This window comes from Klebsiella sp. CN_Kp106, assembly GCF_040064575.1.
Classification (GTDB): domain Bacteria; phylum Pseudomonadota; class Gammaproteobacteria; order Enterobacterales; family Enterobacteriaceae; genus Klebsiella; species Klebsiella michiganensis.
Map to the genome: position 1 here is coordinate 138,817 of NZ_JBEAIG010000015.1, position 18,422 is coordinate 157,238.

18 protein-coding genes and 2 pseudogenes are annotated in these 18,422 nt (G+C 54.3%); 14 read left to right on the forward strand and 6 right to left on the reverse strand.

Annotation, left to right across the window (positions count from 1 at the left end; genetic code table 11):
• Position 1: 1 nt before the first annotated feature.
• On the forward strand, positions 2-895 hold the full coding sequence (locus ABLU96_RS09530; protein ID WP_025106358.1) for a LysR family transcriptional regulator: 894 nt from the start codon (positions 2-4) through the stop codon (positions 893-895).
• Positions 896-1,023: 128 nt separating this feature from the next.
• Here the strand turns inward: ABLU96_RS09530 and ABLU96_RS09535 are convergent, their stop codons facing one another.
• Positions 1,024-1,839: an APH(3')-I family aminoglycoside O-phosphotransferase gene (locus ABLU96_RS09535; protein WP_064407248.1), complete on the reverse strand. Its 816-nt coding sequence runs from the start codon at positions 1,837-1,839 to the stop codon at positions 1,024-1,026.
• A 323-nt stretch (positions 1,840-2,162) separates the two neighbouring features.
• Between ABLU96_RS09535 and ABLU96_RS09540 the strand changes: the two genes are divergently transcribed.
• Positions 2,163-2,516 (forward strand): nuclear transport factor 2 family protein, encoded by a 354-nt coding sequence (locus tag ABLU96_RS09540; RefSeq protein WP_038423437.1) that lies wholly within the window; start codon positions 2,163-2,165, stop codon positions 2,514-2,516.
• 120 nt (positions 2,517-2,636) lie between these two features.
• Here the strand turns inward: ABLU96_RS09540 and ABLU96_RS09545 are convergent.
• Together ABLU96_RS09545 and ABLU96_RS09550 are read right to left on the reverse strand one after the other, a co-directional pair.
• Positions 2,637-3,223, reverse strand: a pseudogene (locus ABLU96_RS09545) (ISNCY family transposase); the annotation flags it as partial.
• A gap of 277 nt (positions 3,224-3,500) precedes the next feature.
• A pseudogene (locus ABLU96_RS09550) lies at positions 3,501-4,220 on the reverse strand (AraC family transcriptional regulator); the annotation flags it as partial.
• On the opposite strand from ABLU96_RS09550, the gene ABLU96_RS09555 reads away from it, so the two are divergent.
• The 9 genes from ABLU96_RS09555 (at position 4,181) to ABLU96_RS09595 (ending at position 10,472) form a co-directional block, all read left to right on the forward strand.
• A complete protein-coding gene (locus ABLU96_RS09555; RefSeq protein WP_348862496.1) occupies positions 4,181-4,972 on the forward strand; it encodes a transporter in 792 nt (263 codons plus the stop codon). The pseudogene ABLU96_RS09550 and the gene ABLU96_RS09555 overlap by 40 nt on opposite strands.
• Complete coding sequence (locus tag ABLU96_RS09560; protein ID WP_223226793.1) at positions 4,973-5,509, forward strand: group 1 truncated hemoglobin; 537 nt, start codon at positions 4,973-4,975, stop codon at positions 5,507-5,509.
• Between the two features lie 134 nt (positions 5,510-5,643).
• Positions 5,644-7,158, forward strand: a complete 1,515-nt coding sequence (locus tag ABLU96_RS09565) for an amidase (protein ID WP_064404951.1) — start codon at positions 5,644-5,646, stop codon at positions 7,156-7,158.
• Positions 7,159-7,181: 23 nt separating this feature from the next.
• Positions 7,182-7,790, forward strand: a complete 609-nt coding sequence (gene nthA, locus ABLU96_RS09570) for a nitrile hydratase subunit alpha (RefSeq protein WP_049076625.1) — start codon at positions 7,182-7,184, stop codon at positions 7,788-7,790.
• Between the two features lie 15 nt (positions 7,791-7,805).
• Positions 7,806-8,459, forward strand: a complete 654-nt coding sequence (gene nthB, locus ABLU96_RS09575) for a nitrile hydratase subunit beta (protein WP_032719090.1) — start codon at positions 7,806-7,808, stop codon at positions 8,457-8,459.
• On the forward strand, positions 8,456-8,926 hold the full coding sequence (locus tag ABLU96_RS09580; RefSeq protein WP_064404949.1) for a nitrile hydratase accessory protein: 471 nt from the start codon (positions 8,456-8,458) through the stop codon (positions 8,924-8,926). The genes nthB and ABLU96_RS09580 overlap by 4 nt, the downstream gene beginning before the upstream one ends.
• Positions 8,923-9,132, forward strand: coding sequence for a CbtB-domain containing protein (locus tag ABLU96_RS09585; RefSeq protein ID WP_004850884.1), 210 nt, complete (start codon positions 8,923-8,925; stop codon positions 9,130-9,132). Before ABLU96_RS09580 ends, ABLU96_RS09585 begins: the two co-directional genes overlap by 4 nt.
• Before the next feature lie 10 nt (positions 9,133-9,142).
• The gene (locus ABLU96_RS09590) at positions 9,143-9,898 is read left to right on the forward strand and encodes a CbtA family protein (RefSeq protein ID WP_064404947.1); all 756 of its coding nucleotides are present in this window, start codon (positions 9,143-9,145) and stop codon (positions 9,896-9,898) included.
• 4 nt (positions 9,899-9,902) lie between these two features.
• Complete coding sequence (locus ABLU96_RS09595; protein WP_047723907.1) at positions 9,903-10,472, forward strand: histidine phosphatase family protein; 570 nt, start codon at positions 9,903-9,905, stop codon at positions 10,470-10,472.
• Positions 10,473-10,575: 103 nt separating this feature from the next.
• Here ABLU96_RS09595 and ABLU96_RS09600 read toward each other — a convergent pair whose 3' ends face one another.
• Positions 10,576-10,947, reverse strand: a complete 372-nt coding sequence (locus ABLU96_RS09600; protein ID WP_064404945.1) for a DUF2255 family protein — start codon at positions 10,945-10,947, stop codon at positions 10,576-10,578.
• Positions 10,948-11,031: 84 nt separating this feature from the next.
• Positions 11,032-12,120 carry an alpha/beta hydrolase gene (locus ABLU96_RS09605; RefSeq protein ID WP_163520707.1) on the reverse strand — a complete coding sequence of 363 codons (1,089 nt, stop codon included), beginning with the start codon at positions 12,118-12,120 and terminating at the stop codon, positions 11,032-11,034.
• Between the two features lie 209 nt (positions 12,121-12,329).
• Here ABLU96_RS09605 and ABLU96_RS09610 point away from each other — a divergent pair, with 209 nt between their 5' ends.
• Positions 12,330-13,244: an AraC family transcriptional regulator gene (locus ABLU96_RS09610; protein ID WP_064404944.1), complete on the forward strand. Its 915-nt coding sequence runs from the start codon at positions 12,330-12,332 to the stop codon at positions 13,242-13,244.
• Positions 13,245-13,422: 178 nt separating this feature from the next.
• On the opposite strand, the gene ABLU96_RS09615 is transcribed toward ABLU96_RS09610, so the two are convergent.
• Positions 13,423-16,176: a LuxR C-terminal-related transcriptional regulator gene (locus ABLU96_RS09615; RefSeq protein WP_064404942.1), complete on the reverse strand. Its 2,754-nt coding sequence runs from the start codon at positions 16,174-16,176 to the stop codon at positions 13,423-13,425.
• Between the two features lie 253 nt (positions 16,177-16,429).
• Here ABLU96_RS09615 and ABLU96_RS09620 point away from each other — a divergent pair, with 253 nt between their 5' ends.
• The gene (locus tag ABLU96_RS09620; protein WP_162557587.1) at positions 16,430-17,389 is read left to right on the forward strand and encodes a thiamine pyrophosphate-dependent dehydrogenase E1 component subunit alpha; all 960 of its coding nucleotides are present in this window, start codon (positions 16,430-16,432) and stop codon (positions 17,387-17,389) included.
• A gap of 11 nt (positions 17,390-17,400) precedes the next feature.
• On the forward strand, positions 17,401-18,420 hold the full coding sequence (locus ABLU96_RS09625; protein ID WP_064404939.1) for an alpha-ketoacid dehydrogenase subunit beta: 1,020 nt from the start codon (positions 17,401-17,403) through the stop codon (positions 18,418-18,420).
• Positions 18,421-18,422 lie beyond the last annotated feature (2 nt).

The following is an 18,422-nucleotide window of genomic DNA, read 5'->3' on the forward strand; positions in this document are numbered from 1 at the left end:
TGTGGATGAATTAAAGGTTTTTTTAACAGTGGCCAGGCTGAAAAGCTTTACCAAAGCCGCAGCTGAAATAGGTGTGACACCCTCAGCCATCAGCCACACGGTGAAATCTCTTGAGGAAAGGCTTGGGATCCGCCTGCTGGCCAGAACCACCCGCAGTATCTCCACTACGGAAGCAGGTGAAAGGCTCATTAACGAAGTAGGCCCGTTAATGGAACAGGTTGATGATGCTATTAGTCGGTTGAGTGAGCTTAGGGAAAAACCCACTGGCGTCATACGCCTCACGGCGGCAGATGATGTTATCCAGTATTTGATCCGTCCTGTATTACCGGACTTTCTGAGTCGCTACCCAGATATTCAGATTGAAATCGGCATTGACTATGGATTTACAGATATTGTTGATCAGCGTTTTGATGCCGGGATTCGTCCGGGCGATGTTCTGAATAATGATATGATTGCCGCAAAAATAAGCCAGAACTGGCGCCAGCTTGTTGTTGCTGCACCAGATTATTTTAAGCGTTATGCTAAGCCCAGGAAGCCGCAGGATCTTTTGAACCACAACTGCATTAACGTCCGCTATTCTGATACGAGTGGATTGTACGCCTGGGAATTCGAGAAAGATGCTCAGAAATTCAGTCTGAAAGTCAAAGGGCAATATATTGCGAACAGCACGATTCATCAGCTCGATGCAGCATTAGACGGGCTGGGGATTGCCTATATTCCCGAGTATGTTGCAGATGGATATATCAAAAGCGGCAAGCTGATTGCTGTTCTGACCGAGTGGTGTCCATATTTTGACGGCTACCATATTTATTATCCTCACCGCCGACAGGATTCTCCTGCGTTTATGGCTTTTCTGCAAGTTTTGCGCGACAGGTACAATAATGGAATAAGATAAATTTATGAGTAAAGGATTATGTCCACGATAAGCACCTGGGTCGATTCCTGGGAGGCGGCCATGAGGGTAGGGAAGCGCCGTCCCGTCAAGTCAGCGTAATGCTCTGCCAGTGTTACAACCAATTCTGATTAGAAAAACTCATCGAGCATCAAATGAAACTGCAATTTATTCATATCAGGATTATCAATGCCATATTTTTGAAAAAACCGTTTCTGTAATGAAGGAGAAAACTCACCGAGGCAGTTCCATAGGATGGCAAGATCCTGGTATCGGTCTGCGATTCCGACTCGTCCAACATCAATACAACCTATTAATTTCCCCTCGTCAAAAATAAGGTTATCAAGTGAGAAATCACCATGAGTGACGACTGAATCCGGTGAGAATGGCAAAAGCTTATGCATTTCTTTCCAGACTTGTTCAACAGGCCAGCCATTACGCTCGTCATCAAAATCACTCGCATCAACCAAACCGTTATTCATTCGTGATTGCGCCTGAGCGAGACGAAATACGCGATCGCTGTTAAAAGGACAATTACAAACAGGAATCGAATGCAACCGGCGCAGGAACGCTGCCAGCGCATCAACAATATTTTCACCTGAATCAGGATATTCTTCTAATACCTGGAATGCTGTTTTCCCGGGGATCGCAGTGGTGAGTAACCATGCATCATCAGGAGTACGGATAAAATGCTTGATGGTCGGAAGAGGCATAAATGCCGTCAGCCAGTTTAGTCTGACCATCTCATCTGTAACATCATTGGCAACGCTACCTTTGCCATGTTTCAGAAACAACTCTGGCGCATCGGGCTTCCCATACAATCGATAGATTGTCGCACCTGATTGCCCGACATTATCGCGAGCCCATCTATACCCATATAAATCAGCATCCAGGTTGGAATTTAATCGCGGCCTCGAGCAAGACGTTTCCCGTTGAATATAGCTCATAACACCCCTTGTATTACTGTTTATGTAAGCAGACAGTTTTATTGTTCATGATGATATATTTTTATCTTGTGCAATGTAACATCAGAGATTTTGAGACACAACGTGGTTCCCGCCATGTGAAAATCCGGCCAGACCAACATCATTCTGGCGCTCCGAAAGAAGGGATATTCGCCGCCGTGACCAGCCTGAAGCGGATCGCATAATCTTTGGCCGCTTAGTAGTCGAGGAACATGGCATCGAGCGTGCCAATAAATTTTGAGCTTGATAGGATTTTGATGTTATGCTATGGAAAAGGATTATTTACAGGTCTGGAGGTAATTTATATGACGCCAAAAGAAATACTTTGCCAATGGGTTGACGCATTTAATAATGCAGATGTAGAAACTATTTCAGAATTATATGATGATAATGCAATAAACCATCAGGTAGCCAATGAGCCAGTTATTGGGAAAGAGGCTATAAAGAAAATGTTTGAACAAGATTTTTCTTTTCCAGAAATGGTTTGTATCGTTGAAAACATTTTCGAAGATGGACAATGGGCAATTTTAGAGTGGCGTGCCCCATTAGGTTTGAGGGGTTGCGGTTTTTTTCAAATAGTAAATAATAAAATTATATTTCAAAGAGGCTATTGGGATAAGCTATCTTTCTTAAAACAGCACAATTTACCTATTGAATAAAATTCATATATACCTTATATGAATAGCTTGCAAATTTCTTAAAGTGTGCATTAAGGGAAGCATAATAACTTCCCTTAACCAATCTGTGGATTCTTTACACCATCGTATAATGTGATCCTGCTTTTCCAGGTAGCCCCGGGTGGCCTCAAAATAGGTGAATGTCGATTCCGGTTTTACAAATCGAAGCTGCATCAGGTGGCTCGTCGCGTCGTCGACGTAGACCAGTGCGGTACAGGCGGGTGCACGGTTCTCGAACCAGCGATGGTTGCTTGCAGCCATCAATCTGCATCAGTTCGCCGCAGCAGGCCCGGCGATAGCGTGGCTGCTGAATTTTCGGCGCACGTTGTTTGCGGGGGATCCGGAGACCGGCTTTGACCATGAGTGAACGGACGGTCTCTTTGGACAGGTGAACATCGTGCAGTTCTGCGAGTTTCACATATGCAAGCGTCGGCCCAAAGTCGGTATAGCGATCTCGGATTATATTGAGCGCACACTGTGCAAAACCATCAGGCAGCTGGTTATTGCTGGGGTTTCCTCGACGGCGGTTAGCCATACCTGGCGGGCCAGATTCACGGTAACGCGACAGAAGACGCCGGCACTGACCAGCGGAGATACCCAGGCGCTGCGCGGGCATCTGCGTTGTCAGGTGCCGGTCGACAACATGGGTTAACTTCATCCAAAGTAAAAAACCGCGCTGAATGGGCCATGAGCAGAATCCCGGGATGGTTAACTGAGTTCTGATCAAAACCGCATAATCTTGCTACTTCTATATTGGTGCGCATAATGTATATTATGTTAAATGCCATTAAAGAAACCGAGTCTGCCGCAATGCGCCCCCATACCCTTACCTTACCCCGCGCTAAGCCGGGATATTCAAATCATTTCCCGTCGCTAAAGAACTAACGCCATCGTGTCATCCACCTGCCGCCGCAACGCCTGGGAGCGCCTTCCGTCACGCGCAGCTCGCACTCATATCGCGCAGACTCAGGAGTCTGACCCGGTGTGCCTGTTCGATGGCGTCGCTCCCTGCTGCTCTTTGGGCAATAATGAGCGAGGCGAGATGCCAAAGGCTTTGCGGAAGGCGTGGCTGAAATGAGAGAAATCAGAGAAGCCGAAATCCAGCGCCGCCTGGGACACGCTACTGACTCGTCCGCGTTCGAGGGCCTCTCGGCTCGCTCGCAGCCTCTCCTGCCAAATCACGGCCATCGGCGTTTTTTTGTGGCGGGCGAAAGCACGCGTGACGGTGCGAATGGAAACATGGTGCGCCCGAGCCAGGCTCTCAATGTTCAAATCTGGATCGACAAGCTGCCGCCGAATGTAAATCATCATCCTGGCGTACAGATCGCGCTCAGCACTCACGTTATCCAGATCCTGCAATTCCAGACTCAGCACCAGCAGATCCAGCATCGTCTGGGAGAAACGGCCAGAAATATCTGGGTTGTCCAGACACGCGGGCATCGCTGTCGCCTGACGCAGCATTTCACGCAGTGGAATCACGCCGGGCCGACTGTCATCCAGTACCATAGCGGTGAGCGTTTCAATCCTCGGCAAACGACAACTCAGCAGATGCCGCGGGATCCTCACCAGGTGATTATCGCCCCCACCCAAGCTGAAACTGAACGTCTGCGCGGCGTCGTATAACACCAGGCTATCCGCCGCCAGCGCTGCCTTGCGTCCTCCCTGTTCAAGCTGGCCGTACCCGCCTCACCTACGCCACGCGAGACAGCTTTACCCCCACAGGTGGCGACGAAATTAAGCAAGGCACCGGGCTGGACTCCTTCGTCAGCATCTTTCGTTACGTCCACTATATGGATGTGGGGGGCTTCACGGTCGCGCCGCAGGTGCTGATGCCCTACGGACGTCTTTATAACGGCTCCCTGGGCGGTGCCCGCCTCGATTCCGCCAGCGGCCTGGGCGACCCCATTCTGGCCACCCCGGTCTGGCTGGTGAACAACCCCAGCACCACCTTCGCCCTCGTGCCCTACCTGTACGTCCCTGCCGGTTCCTACGATGCCGGGCGCACGCTCAACGTCGGTGAGAACCGCTGGAAGTTCGATCTGCAGCTTGGCGGCGTGCAGCAGCTTGGTAACGGTTTCGCCACGCAGCTGTCCGCTGATGCGATGTGGTATGGCGACAACGACGATGCCACGGGCATCGGCACCGGCCGCCTCAAACAAGACAACACCTATCAATTTCAGGGCTGGGTAAGCTGGACGCCGCCCGCAGACAACACCTGGACCGTCTCCGCCGGTTACGCCAAATTGTGGGGCGGTAAGCAGCAGATCGACGGCGTCGAGAACGGACAAGCGACGCGTTCGGATCAGGTAAGGCTGGAATTGTCGAAATTCATCACCCCCACGGTGCAAGTGCAGGGCTTGCTCCAACGCGACATCAACGTCGATGGCGGTTTTAAGGAAGATCTCCACACCACCCTGCGCGTGATGAAACTGTTCTGATTGAACAGAGACCTATGCACCCCCTTCCACTCACATGTTACGGAGAAATCCACCATGAGCGAACAGCAGCAAAAGCCGTCTCTCTATGAACGTCTCGGCGGGTATGACGCCGTCTACGCCTTCGCAGGCGAAGTGTTGAAGACCTGTATGAAGCATCCCGACATCGGCCATATCTGGGCGCACGTGTCCGAGTCTTCATTTCAGAAAGAGCATATCAACTTCGTTGATTTCTTGTGCAAGCACTGGGGTGGCAACACCGTCTATCGGGGACGAGATATGGTGACCGCGCATCGCGGCATGGGGCTGACCGAGGTGCACTGGAAAGCCGTATTCGAGTCTATCGACGAGTGTTACGAAAACTTCAATGTGCCGCAGGATATTCGTGAAGAGGTCACCGCTTTCCTGACTCAATTCAAGCCCGCGGTCATCGGCAGTCCTTCGTATCGCGACGTGGTGCTCTCACACCCGGACATGGACGTGACCAAAGGCATGAAAAGTGTCGGTATCCACTGGCCTAAAGCCGATAAGCCGTCTTAACACCTTACGGACACCCACAGGCTGCGCGGGTGTCCATTTCAGCCAAACGACTGACCCGGATAACCAAGTCAGGATGGCATTCCGGGCTTATGTTCAAGACAGGCGCATGAGCAAACACAGAAAAAGGAAACAACATGGCTATTCAACGTCCCACTGCCGAACAACTCCAGGAGCTTGCCAGTCGGCTGCATATCAGCCTGACGCCGGCGCAGGCCGAGGAATATCTGGCGGTGATGCAGGCTAACTTCGACGCTTACGATCTGATCGACTCCCTTCCCGACGATATCCCGGAGGTCCGCTATCCGCGCGCCGCCGGCTATCGTCCGACTGGCGAGGACAATCCGCTCAATGCCTGGTATTACAAAACGGAGGTAAAAGGTGCAGCGACTGGCGCGCTGGCCGGGCGGACCATCGCTCTGAAAGACAATGTCTCGCTCGCCGGCGTACCGATGATGAACGGCGCCTCCACGCTCGAAGGTTTCGTCCCATCCTACGACGCGACCGTGGCCACCCGCCTGCTGGATGCCGGGGCGACGATTCTCGGCAAAGCCACCTGCGAGCACTTCTGCCTCTCCGGCGGCAGCCACACTTCCGACCCGGCCCCGGTGCACAATCCCCATCGTCATGGCTATTCCTCCGGCGGTTCGTCCTCCGGCAGCGCCGCACTGGTGGCGGCTGGCGAAGTGGACATGGCGATAGGCTGCGATCAGGGTGGTTCTATCCGTATCCCTTCCGCCTTTTGTGGTACCTACGGCATGAAACCGACCCACGGTCTGGTGCCTTACACGGGCATCATGCCGATTGAGGCGACCATCGACCACGCCGGTCCCATCACCGCCAACGTGCGCGACAACGCGCTGATGCTGGAAACCATCGCCGGAAGTGACGGGCTTGACCCGCGTCAGTACGCGCCCGTTGTAGAGAGCTATACCGCCGCCCTCGGAAAAGGTGTGCGCGGCCTGAAAATCGGCATTCTGACCGAGGGATTCCAGTTGCCGAATATGGACCCGCAGGTAGAAACGAAGGTGCGGGACGCCATCGCCCGCCTGCAAGCACTGGGCGCCATCGTTAGCGAAATTTCCGTGCCGGAACACAATCTGGCGGGCGCGCTTTGGTCGCCTATCGGCTGCGAAGGTCTGACCGCCCAGATGATGCACGGCAACGGCATGGGTTTTAACTGGGAAGGCCAGTACGACGTCAGCCTGCTGGACAAACACGCGCAATGGCGCGACAGCGCGGATGCCCTCTCCCCGTCGCTCAAAGTTTGCATGTTCGTCGGCCAGTATGGGCTGGAGCGCTATAACGGTCGCTACTACGCCAGAGCGCAGAATATCGCGCGTCGGGCCCGCGCCGGCTACGACCGGGCCCTGAGCGATTTCGACCTGCTGATGATGCCTACCGTGCCTGTCCTCGCTCAGCCGATACCAGACCCGGACTGCTCCATCACCGAATACATCTCGCGCGCTTTCGAAATGATCGGTAACACCGCTGCGCAGGACATCACCGGTCACCCGGCCATGTCTATCCCCTGTGGCATGGTCGACGGACTTCCGGTTGGCATGATGCTGGTAGGACGTCATTACGCTGAAAACACGCTCTATCAGGCCGCCGCCGCTTTCGAAGCCTGCGGTGACTGGCGGACGTTTTAACCTTAACTCTCGGGAAGCCTAAAATGAGCCATAAACACGACCACGACCATACCCACCCCCCCGTTGATATCGAGCTACGCGTCCGCGCACTGGAATCCCTGCTGCAGGAAAAAGGCCTGATCGACCCGGCTGCGCTGGATGAGCTGATTGACACCTACGAGCACAAAGTCGGCCCCCGAAACGGCGCACAGGTTGTCGCCAGAGCGTGGAGCGACCCGGAATACAAACGTCGACTGATGGAAAACGCCACTGCCGCTATTGCTGAACTGGGTTTCTCCGGAATACAGGGCGAAGACATGCTGGTCGTGGAGAACACGCCGGACGTGCATAACGTCACCGTTTGTACGCTGTGTTCCTGCTACCCCTGGCCGGTGCTGGGTCTGCCGCCGGTGTGGTACAAATCAGCGCCCTATCGTTCGCGTATCGTCATCGACCCGCGCGGCGTTCTCGCCGAGTTCGGGTTACACATACCAGAAAACAAAGAGATTCGCGTCTGGGACAGCAGCGCCGAGCTGCGCTATCTGGTCCTGCCTGAACGTCCGGCAGGCACGGAAGGCTGGAGCGAAGCGCAGTTGAGCGAACTCATCACGCGCGATTCGATGATTGGCACCGGTGTGGTTAGCGCACCATAACGAAAGGAGAAAACCATGAACGGGATACATGATCTGGGGGGGATGCACGGCCTTGGCCCGATCCCTACCGAGGAAAACGAGCCCTATTTCCATCATGAGTGGGAACGCCGGGTATTTCCTCTGTTCGCCTCGTTGTTCGTCGGCGGACATTTTAACGTCGATGAATTTCGCCACGCCATCGAACGTATGGCGCCGACCGAATATTTGCAGTCGAGCTACTACGAGCACTGGCTGCATGCATTCGAAACGCTGCTGCTGGCAAAGGGGGCGATCACCGTTGAAGAACTGTGGGGTGGCGCGAAGCCTGCCCCTTGCAAGCCTGGCACACCTGTGCTGACGCAGGAGATGGTGTCGATGGTGGTCAGCACCGGCGGGTCTGCTCGGGTCAGTCACGATGTTGCGCCCCGCTTCCGGGTGGGCGATTGGGTACGAACGAAAAATTTCAACCCGACCACCCATACCCGCCTGCCACGCTACGCACGCGATAAAGTCGGTCGCATAGAGATCGCTCACGGTGTGTTTATCACGCCAGATACTGCGGCGCACGGGCTGGGCGAACATCCCCAGCATGTTTACAGCGTCAGTTTCACCGCGCAGGCGCTGTGGGGAGAGCCGCGCCCTGACAAAGTGTTCATCGATCTGTGGGACGACTATCTGGAGGAAGCATGAATAATACGGTAGCACAACACGATTACGCCGCCCTCGGGTTACCGCGCGATGAGGAAGGGCCGGTGTTCGATAAGCCCTGGCAGGCAAAAGCGTTCTCCCTGATAGTCCATCTCCACCGGGCCGGGCTGTTCCCGTGGGCAGAATGGGTACAGACATTCAGTAAAGAGATCAACGCGGCGCCGGCGCAACCGGGTGAAAGCGCGAATGATGCCTACTATCGTCAGTGGACGGCGGCGATGGAAAACATGATGACGGCACTCAACCTGACGGTGCCGGATGAAATCAACCGACGGACGCAGGAGTGGCGCAAGGCGTATCTCAACACGCCCCACGGCCAGCCGATTGTACTGGCGAACGCCAGTTGCCCGCCGGCACATAGCCATCATCACCTTTCGCCGGGCGTGCCGGTCACGGTGAGTCCGGCACTCTCTATCAACAGCAAAATCGATAATGGAGTTACACCATGAGTGATATCACCCTTAATGCCCACACCCCGGCTGCTCCCATTCCTGTCGCGAAACTGTTGCCCTGGGCGCTGTTCACCGCCCTGCTGGCGCTGCTGGCCATCTATTTCGTTGGCGCAGAACAAGGCGCAACGTCGATGTTTTCCGGCACGCAGGTGCATGAATTCTTCCACGACGCACGTCATCTGCTGGGCTTTCCCTGCCACTGAGGAGGCGGAAATGATTGGCAAACTGTTATTTAAAGGGATGATGGCCGGCGTTCTGGCCGGGATGGTGGCATTTGCCTTTGCACACCATTTCGGCGAGCCGCAGGTCGATCGCGCGATTGGCCTGGAAAAAAGCATGTCAGCTCACGCTCACCACCACGGCGCGTCAGCAGACGGCGAAGAAGAAGAGGTGTTTAGCCGACAGACCCAGTCCGGGATTGGCCTGATGACCGGCATGGCGCTGTTTGGCGCCGCGCTGGGCGGCGGTCTGGCGCTGGCGTGGGCCTTTAGCTACCAGCGCTTTGGGCCATCGGACCCGCGTGTGCTGGCGTTGTGCCTGGCGCTGGCCGGCTTCCTGGCAATGAGCCTGATGCCAGGTCTGAAATACCCGCCCAATCCGCCCGCAGTCGGCAACCCGGAGACTATCGGCTATCGTACCGGGCTCTATTTCGTCATGATGTTGCTTTCTATCGGCATCGTCATCGCGGCCGCGTGGTTATCACATCAGCTCACGCCGCGCCTCGGCAGAGGGAATGCGATGATGTGGGCAACGCTGTTCGCCGTGGCGCTGATGCTCGTGGTTTGTGCCCTGATGCCGACAGTGAACGAAGTCTCCGACCCCTTCCCGGCGGACCTGCTATGGCGTTTCCGCATAAGTTCCTTCGGCACGCATCTGGTGCTCTGGGGCGTCATCGGCGTGGCTTTCGGTGCTTTAGCCGAACGCACGCCGACGACACGCGAACATCGCCCGGCCTTCCGGCGCGGTTAACAACATGAGAGCGTCGCTAACGCTGATTTGTCAGGGAGAAACGGCAGCCTCCAGAGGTTCACACTTTCCCTGTGATGACCCTCTGGAGGCGCGGGAGTGGCAACGGGCGCGCCAGCTACAAAGCAGTGTCGCCCGTTATCACCGCGTCTGGTTCGCCCCGGACGCCGCCGCCAGGCAAACCGCCGCAGCGCTCTCTTTACAGGGTACGCCAGTGACGGAACTGGCGGAGCCCGACTACGGCATCTGGGCCGGTCGGCCAGTGCATGAGGTGATGATGCAAGACGCCGAAGCGTTCCAGGCCTGGCTGGAGGGTGCCGCTCCCCCGGGCGGAGAGTCACGTGCTCAGCTGCTGGCGCGCTGTGGCAGCTGGCTGGCTAAACACGTCGATATTCGAGGTCGCCACTGTGCCATTGCGCCTGCCGCCGCAATCCGCGCCACGATCGTCGACGTTCTCGGCGCCCCGCTTCACTCATTTGCGCGTATCGACATCCACCCGCTGAGCATCACCGAATTGCGCAGCGACGGACGACGCTGGAATTTGTGTTTATTGAAGAGCCACATAAATGGTGAATAGACCACGTTCAGCCAGCGGACGGATGTCTGTTATACACGTTGTTCAGTGACTGGCGTAGGGATGATTAACTCCCGGACGCTTTACATTTTCCGTGACGGAAAATTCACGAAGGTAATATCTCAACCGTGGCCGCTCTGGCGCGAGCTTCCGTCATTGCGCAAACATAGCTGCTGCCGGAATATTTTATCTGGTAGGCCCGATCGATTTTACTTTCAAGAGCCGGGTCCGCGGGTTTTACGAACCGCACGTCGAATTCCTGTCCGATAGCCACTATCTTACCCGCCCGTTGAGACAGTGCTGCCTGATACCATTTTGAACGGGTACCGCTATAGGCACGGACGAAAAGCCGGTTATCCACCGTCACTTCCCAAATCCATGTTGGCGTGCCGGTGGTATTCATATCGGGACGGTACGGCGCGATTTTCAGGTCGTCCGCCGCATCTATTTTTGCTAAAAGCTCGCGGTTCCAGAGCATAAACCTTTCCTCTTTTCTATACGTTATTTCGTCTATTATAAAGTTGGTAACACTGCGTCGGAGAATATCGAACGGTGTTATGATTTATTTATTAAGGTATTTATTAAAAAATTCCGTGATGTTATCAAACGGAATCTTATCCATGCGGTCATATAAATCAACATGGGTGGCATCTTTCACAATCAGAAGCTCTTTAGGCTGATTTGCCGCTTCATATGCCGTTTTAGAGAAATAAAGCGAATGCGCTTTTTCACCATGAACAAACAGGATTGGGCGCGGAGAGATTTCCTTAATATACGTCATCAGCGGGAAATTCATAAAGGACATCGGCGTTGTCACGGACCATGAGTTTCCGGAGTTGACGGCACGTGGATGATATCCGCGTTTGGTCATATAGTAGTCCGCGTATTCCACGAGGAACTGCGCTTCGCCGCCCTTCAGTTTATTGTAAGCTGGCTGATAGGCCGGTTGACCGTTTGCCGCATCGTCCCAGCGCTGAAGGCTCATCTTCTCAAGCGCCTGCTCGCGTTGCGCCGGCGTTACGCTGTCATTGTAGCCCTTTGACATCACGCGGCTCATATCATACATGGTGCTGGCAACAACCGCTTTTACGCGTTTATCCACGGCAACAGCGTTCAGCGCGATCCCCCCCATACCGCAGATACCGATGACGCCGATACGTTCACGGTCCACATAAGATTGCAGCCCAATAAAATCAACGGCTGCCATAAAGTCTTCGGTATTAATATCGGGTGACGCGATATTGCGCGGTTCCCCACTGCTTTCGCCGGTATAAGACGGATCAAATGCCAGCGTCACAAATCCGCGCTCGGCTAAGGTTTGCGCATAAAGACCTGAGGCCTGCTCTTTTACCGCGCCAAAGGGCCCGGAAATAACCAGTGCCGCAAGCTTCTTGTTTCCGCGATCTTTAGGAAGATACACATCTGCGGCCAGCGTAATGCCGTAACGGTTTTTAAAAGTTACTTTTTGATGATCCACTTTGTCGCTCCTTGGGAAGGTTTTATCCCACGTCTGAACCAGGCGTACTGAAGAATCTGCTGTGCCTGCTGCCGGCTGGGCGACCGCAGATTCTGTTGAAATCATGGCCAGCGCTCCGGCAAGGAGTGCGCCATTAAAAAAGCGGGTTGAAGTTTTTAGCGTCATGATAGTCATACCTTCATTCAAATTGGATGCGGATTGGGCTGTAGTCAGCGCCTCATTTCGGTATGGCTATTTTGGATGTCGCTAATGAAATCTGTTATTAAAATACTCTGTATTATTTGCCTGATCCTATTAACATGATGCCAAAGCGTATATTTCACTTTTCATAACGGGTAAGTTGACGACGTCGCACAGACTTAACAAATATGAGGCGTGACGGAATGATTTCAGACAAATCGGTTGAGAGACGACTCGGCAAGCTCTCCCGGGATATTGCTCAGCGCACGCCCGGTACCGGTGATTTTCCCACCGTGGTTGAAGGGCTGGAACTCTTCCGGCGCAACGAACCCGCCCCTCCGGTGAGCTGCCTGGTTCCTCCGAGTATCGTCCTGGTGGCTGATGGCGCGAAGATCATGTGGGTTGGCGGTGAAGCTTATGAATATAATACGGAAAAATTCCTGATCACGTCTCTCGACTTGCCAGCCAGTTCGGAAGTGTTACAGGCATCGCCATCACGGCCCTGTGTCGGCGTCGCCTACAAACTTGACCAGCGCGTACTGATGGAATTAATTGCCCAGGGATGCCTGCCGCCAGTCAAAAAACGAGATGCGGGAACGGGGGTCGGTATAGGAACCATGACTGATGTTTTACTGGAGCCTTTCTGCCGCCTGCTTTCACTACTGGACGAACCTGAAGCCATTCCCGTTCTCGGCCCGCTGATTCAGAGGGAGATACATTACCGGCTGTTGATGAGCGATCGGTCCGATCGTCTCAGGCAGATTGCAGCAGTCGACGGCCATGGCTACCGTATCGGTAAAGCTATCGACTGGTTAAAGACCAATATTGCTTCGCCTCTACGTGTCGAAGAGCTGGCAAGTCGCGTGCAAATGAGCACGCCCTCCTTCCACCACCATTTCAGACAGCTTGCGGGAATGAGTCCGCTCCGCTATCAGAAATGGCTGCGTCTCAATGAAGCAAGGCGACTGATGCTGAATGAGCATTACGATGTCACCACAGCGGCCTATGCTGTCGGCTACGAAAGCTTATCCCATTTCAGCCGGGAATATACGCGGATGTTTGGGGAATCACCCAAGAGGGATATTACTGTGCTGAGAGAGTCTGCCGGTAGGCTTTAGTAAATTCTGCCCTGCTCTGCCTCCCCCGGTGAAATCTATTGTACGTGAAGGCTACAGGAGATGCTAAAGACCTGAACTCAAAATCAGACAGCCCTCGTCGGGCAGCCCGTAAAAAGTCAGCTAACAGATGCCATTGACATATTCACTTATGGATAATATTTGCGCATCACTGACATTATTAATCCAGTAACTTCATTTCCAGAGCCCGACTCATGGCTTGCGTACGACTATTGACTTTGAGCTTGGCGTAGATGTTCTTGATGTGCCATTTCACCGTCTCAGTAGAGATAGTCAGGGAGCGAGCGATTTCTTTGTTCATCTGACCGTCAGCAATGAGCTGTAATATCTGCAGCTCTCGCTCACTGAGCTCCTGGTTAACATCAAGGTTTTCATGCTCAATCCGCTTGCCTTCAGACAGGCTCCCTTTCCCGGGCCAAGGGGCATCCCCTTCGCTGGCTGCCGAAGTTTCGCGTACACGGACAAGCAGAAGCTGCAATGCATCGCCAGCATCAAGAAAAATACGTTTGAGATGCTGTTGTGCCGCTAATTGCAGGACGGGCTGCAATGCAGCCACGGCCGCCGCGTTTTCGCCACTATTCCACAATGATAATGACCATAGCGTACGAAGACGCGCTGCGGAGAGCCGGTCTCCCCGACGCTCCTGCTCAGTCATGAGTTCGCCCAGCAAAAGGCTGGCTTGTGGCGCCTGACCTGACGCCAGAAGTAGGCGGCTGCGGCTGACATTGGCATGCTGAGCTATTGCGCGTTGACAGGGGTTTTCGGCATCAATTGTGGCACGGGCCGCCAGTTGTTCGAGTTGCCGATGCAGCAGCTCCGCGCCTGGATAATTCGCGCGCTGCAGGCGCACTCTCGCCTGCTCTGCTAACAATAAAGCCTGCGGCCGTTGCCATCCCCGAGACACCGCTAGTCGCTGCGCGTGTTCCAGCAGCCGTTCTGCCTCATGCGGCATATCGTCATTCAAGGCCTGGCGCGCAAGGTAGGTATAGCAGCGACTCAGGGCGTCGGGTGGACCAAACCGATCGATGAATTCGAGTCTATCTGCTAACAGCGTATTTAATGAGTCCAGGTTCATACGTTCGTAAGCCATTTCCGCCAGCAGCGGCGCAAGCGTCGCGCCGCTGGTCGACTGAGGGCCGGTATAACGCTCAGCCTGGCGCAATGCATTCTCTGCATGCCCCCAGGCGTTCTCCAGGTCACCCTGACCAAGATGGCACTGAGTGATGATAAAAGCGCGATAAACCGAGACAAATAGATTGTCTAATGGGCTTTCCGGGCAAGGCATATGCCGTTGGACCTCAAGAGCGTCGCTATAGCGCTGGTTAACCACGTGGCAGTAGCTCAGAATATTGCATATGAGACCGTCGACCCAGGTGTCTCCGCAGGGCACTTTAGCCAGCAACGGCTCAACAATCGCCAGGCTTTCCGGGATTTTCTCGGCAAAAGCTTCGCAAATTGCGCGCACGACACGTAATTTGAGCCAGGCGTTGGGGGTTATATCATCACGATGATTAACGACCATTTGGTCAAGATTATCAAGTAACTGCCTCGATTCATCGAAGCGAAAATAGTGCGCCAGCGCCCAGGCCAGATTGATTTGCAGGTCAATGCGCGAAGGGTCAGTACTCGCAGGTAAGTGATGCATCCAGGAAACCAGGGTATCTATATCCCCTTCTTCCGCCAGCGACTGCGCGCCCGCGCCATCCTGCCCGGGATTATGGATCGGCTTGCCCGCTGCCAGTGCGTGGCGTACCGCCTCGGACCACAATCTCTGCTCAACGAACCAATGACTGGCTAATTCATGTAAGTGCTTGAGGTTGATATCGTTGTTCTGCTGCAATATCGTTCGCAGGGTTTCCTGCAGAAGAGGATGGTAGCGAAACCAGCAGCCTTGTTCGTCCAGGGCTGACAAAAAAAGATTGTGCCGCTCAATCCATGCCAGTATCGCTTCACTATCATCACGCTCTGTAACCCCGTTACATAACCCGGCATTTAAACGATTAAGAAACGATGTTTTGACGAGAAAATCAAAAACTTCCTGTGGCAATGGGTCAAGTACCACCTCTTTCAGATAACGGGCGATAGCGCGGGTTCCACCACGAATATTGCGCAGCAGATGTTCTGGATCATTGAGCAATTCTGGGGATAACGAAGCGATTTTCATGCCGGCGATCCACCCCTCTGTCGCGGAAAGTAGCCGCTGTACATGCTGATTACTGAGTGGTATGTCAATCGTCTGGCTGAAATAGTTTCTGGTTTCTTCAAGCGTAAATTGCAGGTCTCGATCGTAGATTTCCACCAGCTGGTCCTGTGCCTGAAGCAGGCTCAGAGAGAGACTGGGGTGGAAACGGCTGCCAATGATCAGGTGCAAGGCGGCAGGAGCATGCTTGAGCAAATATCCCAGGGCTTCATATACACCAGCATCATTAATCATATGGAAGTCATCAACGATCAGATACAGGTCGTGCGGACAGTAATGCAGTTGGTTAATCAACCCGGCCAGCAGCTGTTGAGAACTGGAGGGCGTCTGTTCTTCTATGTTGCGCCAAAAGTCGGCGTCCCAATCGCCATAGAGCGGCCGCAATGCTTGCAGCAGATAAGGAATGAACTGCCATACGCCATCATCATCCTCATCGAGGCTAAGCCAGGCAACGCGTTCACCCTGGGCAATCATTTGCTGATACCACTGCGCCAACAGCGTGGTTTTGCCAAATCCAGCACCCGCGCAAACGACGCCCAGACGGCGTCGCTGCATGCGATCGAGGAGGAGCAGAAGCCGTGAGCGCTGTAGCAGCCGTATCGAAGAGCGTGGTGGAACGAATTTGGTCAGGATTAGCGGCAAATCTCTCGTCAGCCGCAATGGCCCGGAGACCAGTGAAGTTGCCTGGCGACTTTTCAAATCCGATGGCTTCATCCGTAGTTATCTACTCGTATTATTTTTTTATCAATTGTACGCCAGAGCCCGGGATGGCATGGAGCCACCCCTCTCGATAGATACATAAAATTTATAAAGTTTGACCTCAAGCATGAAAACCCCCTCCTACCCCCCCATGAAGGTGGCTTCGCACCTCCTCGTCGCACTCGTAGATTCATTGCATCGGCGTGGTTAAGGGGCTTCCAGCCTGTCAAACCCCCGCCTGACGACCTTTACTGAGGAGAATTAAGTGATGCTTAACAAACAGGCTTTACTCCAGGCTTACCGTAAGATGCGCGAAATCCGGACGTTTGAGGAGCGTTTGCATCAGGAAAACACCAGCGGGGATATTCCGGGCTTCATTCACCTTTATACCGGTGAGGAAGCCATTGCGGTGGGGGTCTGCGAAAATCTCACTAACGCTGATTTCATTGGGTCCACGCACCGTGGGCATGGCCACTGTATTGCCAAAGGCTGCGATATTCACGGCATGATGGCTGAAATATTCGGTAAGGACAGCGGATTATGCCGGGGCAAGGGAGGCTCTATGCATATTGCCGATCTGTCGAAAGGTATGCTGGGTGCGAACGCTATCGTGGGTGGCGCCCCTCCGTTAGCCATCGGCGCTGCTCTGACGGCCAAAACCCTCAAGACCGGTAACGTTGGGGTCTCTTTTACCGGTGACGGCGGTTCTAATCAGGGCCTGGTATTTGAAGCCATCAACATGGCAGTGGTGCTGCAACTCCCTGCCATCTTTATTTTCGAGAACAACGGTTATGGCGAAGGTACTGGCCATGATTACGCCGTCGGTGGTCGTGATATCGCCGGGCGCGCCGCGGGCTTCGGTTTACCGGCAGTGACGGTTGATGGCACAGATTTCTTTGCCGTTTACGATGCCACCTCAGAGGCCGTCAAGCGCGCCCGAGAAGGTGGAGGCCCAAGCGTGATTGAGGCCAAAGCTTTCCGCTGGCACGGTCACTTTGAGGGCGATCCGGCGCTTTACCGCGCTGAGGGCGAAGTTCAACGTCTGCGCGAACAACATGATCCGCTGAAGATTTTCACCGCCAGGGTCAAACAACACATCTCCCTTGAGGAACTGGCGGCGATCGACGCGGCGGTTGAAGCACTTGTCGATGATGCTGTATTCAAAGCGCGCGCCGCTGCCTATCCGGCTCCGGAAGACCTGCTTACAGACGTTTACGTCTCATACTGAGGGTGATAACAATGCCTATAAAAACCTATCGAGAAGCGGTCAAGGAAGCCCTGGTCCAGGAAATGGAGCACGACGAACGCGTCGTTCTGATTGGTGAAGACTTGCGCGGCGGTCACGGCGGAAATGCGCCCGAAGAAGCAAGGATAGAGGCCTTTGGAGGTGTGCTCGGAGTCACTAAAGGGCTGTGGACGCAGTTCGGCTCCGACCGGGTGATCGACACCCCCATTACGGAGTCGGCGATCGTCGGCATGGCTGCCGGCGCCGCTGCAACGGGTCTGCGGCCGGTGGCGGAGCTGATGTTTATGGATTTTTTCGGTGTTAGCCATGATGCGCTGTACAACCAGGCGGCAAAGTTTCGCTATATGTTTGGTGGCAAGGCCAAGGCGCCGCTGGTGATGCGGGGCATGATCGGTGCTGGTTTTTCTGCAGCAGCCCAGCATTCGCAGTCACCCTATAATATTTTTGCTACCACACCGGGGCTCAAGGTGGTTGTGCCATCGACGCCTTATGATGTCAAAGGGCTGCTGATCCAGTCGATTCGCGACGACGATCCGGTGGTGTTCTGCGAGCATAAAATGCTTTATGACCTCAAGGGCGAGGTACCGGACGAGATTTATACCCTCCCCCTGGGCGTCGCCAACTATACCCGTGAAGGTGAGGATGTCACCATCATCGCGTTGTCGGCAATGGTACATAAAGCAAACCAGGTCGCCGACAAACTGGCCAGGGAGGGGATCTCGGTGGAGGTGGTCGATCCACGTACAATCTCGCCTCTGGACGAAGAAGGTATTCTGGAATCAGTGGCTTCTACCGGCCGCGTGGTCATTGTCGACGAGTCAGCCGCGCGTTTTGGCTTTGCTCATGATGTCGCAGCGCTGATTGCTTCCCAGGCATTCCATTTCCTCAAAGCGCCTGTTGTTCTGGTGACACCACCACACACCCCGGTACCGTTCTCCCCTGCTCTCGAAAAACTCTGGATCCCTGGCGTTGAACGTATCGAAGCTGCCGTCCGTCAAGTGCTGGAGGATTAAGC

Bases quoted from the DNA above. Each gene is read 5' to 3' on its own strand.
- ABLU96_RS09615 (WP_064404942.1), bottom strand. From the start codon at position 16,176: ATGAAGCCATCGGATTTGAAAAGTCGCCAGGCAACTTCACTGGTCTCC.
- ABLU96_RS09590 (WP_064404947.1), top strand. From the start codon at position 9,143: ATGATTGGCAAACTGTTATTTAAAGGGATGATGGCCGGCGTTCTGGCC.
- ABLU96_RS09535 (WP_064407248.1), bottom strand. From the start codon at position 1,839: ATGAGCTATATTCAACGGGAAACGTCTTGCTCGAGGCCGCGATTAAAT.
- nthB (WP_032719090.1), top strand. From the start codon at position 7,806: ATGAACGGGATACATGATCTGGGGGGGATGCACGGCCTTGGCCCGATC.
- ABLU96_RS09600 (WP_064404945.1), bottom strand. From the start codon at position 10,947: ATGCTCTGGAACCGCGAGCTTTTAGCAAAAATAGATGCGGCGGACGAC.
- ABLU96_RS09595 (WP_047723907.1), top strand. From the start codon at position 9,903: ATGAGAGCGTCGCTAACGCTGATTTGTCAGGGAGAAACGGCAGCCTCC.
- ABLU96_RS09580 (WP_064404949.1), top strand. From the start codon at position 8,456: ATGAATAATACGGTAGCACAACACGATTACGCCGCCCTCGGGTTACCG.
- ABLU96_RS09565 (WP_064404951.1), top strand. From the start codon at position 5,644: ATGGCTATTCAACGTCCCACTGCCGAACAACTCCAGGAGCTTGCCAGT.
- ABLU96_RS09625 (WP_064404939.1), top strand. From the start codon at position 17,401: ATGCCTATAAAAACCTATCGAGAAGCGGTCAAGGAAGCCCTGGTCCAG.
- ABLU96_RS09540 (WP_038423437.1), top strand. From the start codon at position 2,163: ATGACGCCAAAAGAAATACTTTGCCAATGGGTTGACGCATTTAATAAT.
- ABLU96_RS09620 (WP_162557587.1), top strand. From the start codon at position 16,430: ATGCTTAACAAACAGGCTTTACTCCAGGCTTACCGTAAGATGCGCGAA.
- ABLU96_RS09605 (WP_163520707.1), bottom strand. From the start codon at position 12,120: ATGACTATCATGACGCTAAAAACTTCAACCCGCTTTTTTAATGGCGCA.
- nthA (WP_049076625.1), top strand. From the start codon at position 7,182: ATGAGCCATAAACACGACCACGACCATACCCACCCCCCCGTTGATATC.
- ABLU96_RS09610 (WP_064404944.1), top strand. From the start codon at position 12,330: ATGATTTCAGACAAATCGGTTGAGAGACGACTCGGCAAGCTCTCCCGG.
- ABLU96_RS09585 (WP_004850884.1), top strand. From the start codon at position 8,923: ATGAGTGATATCACCCTTAATGCCCACACCCCGGCTGCTCCCATTCCT.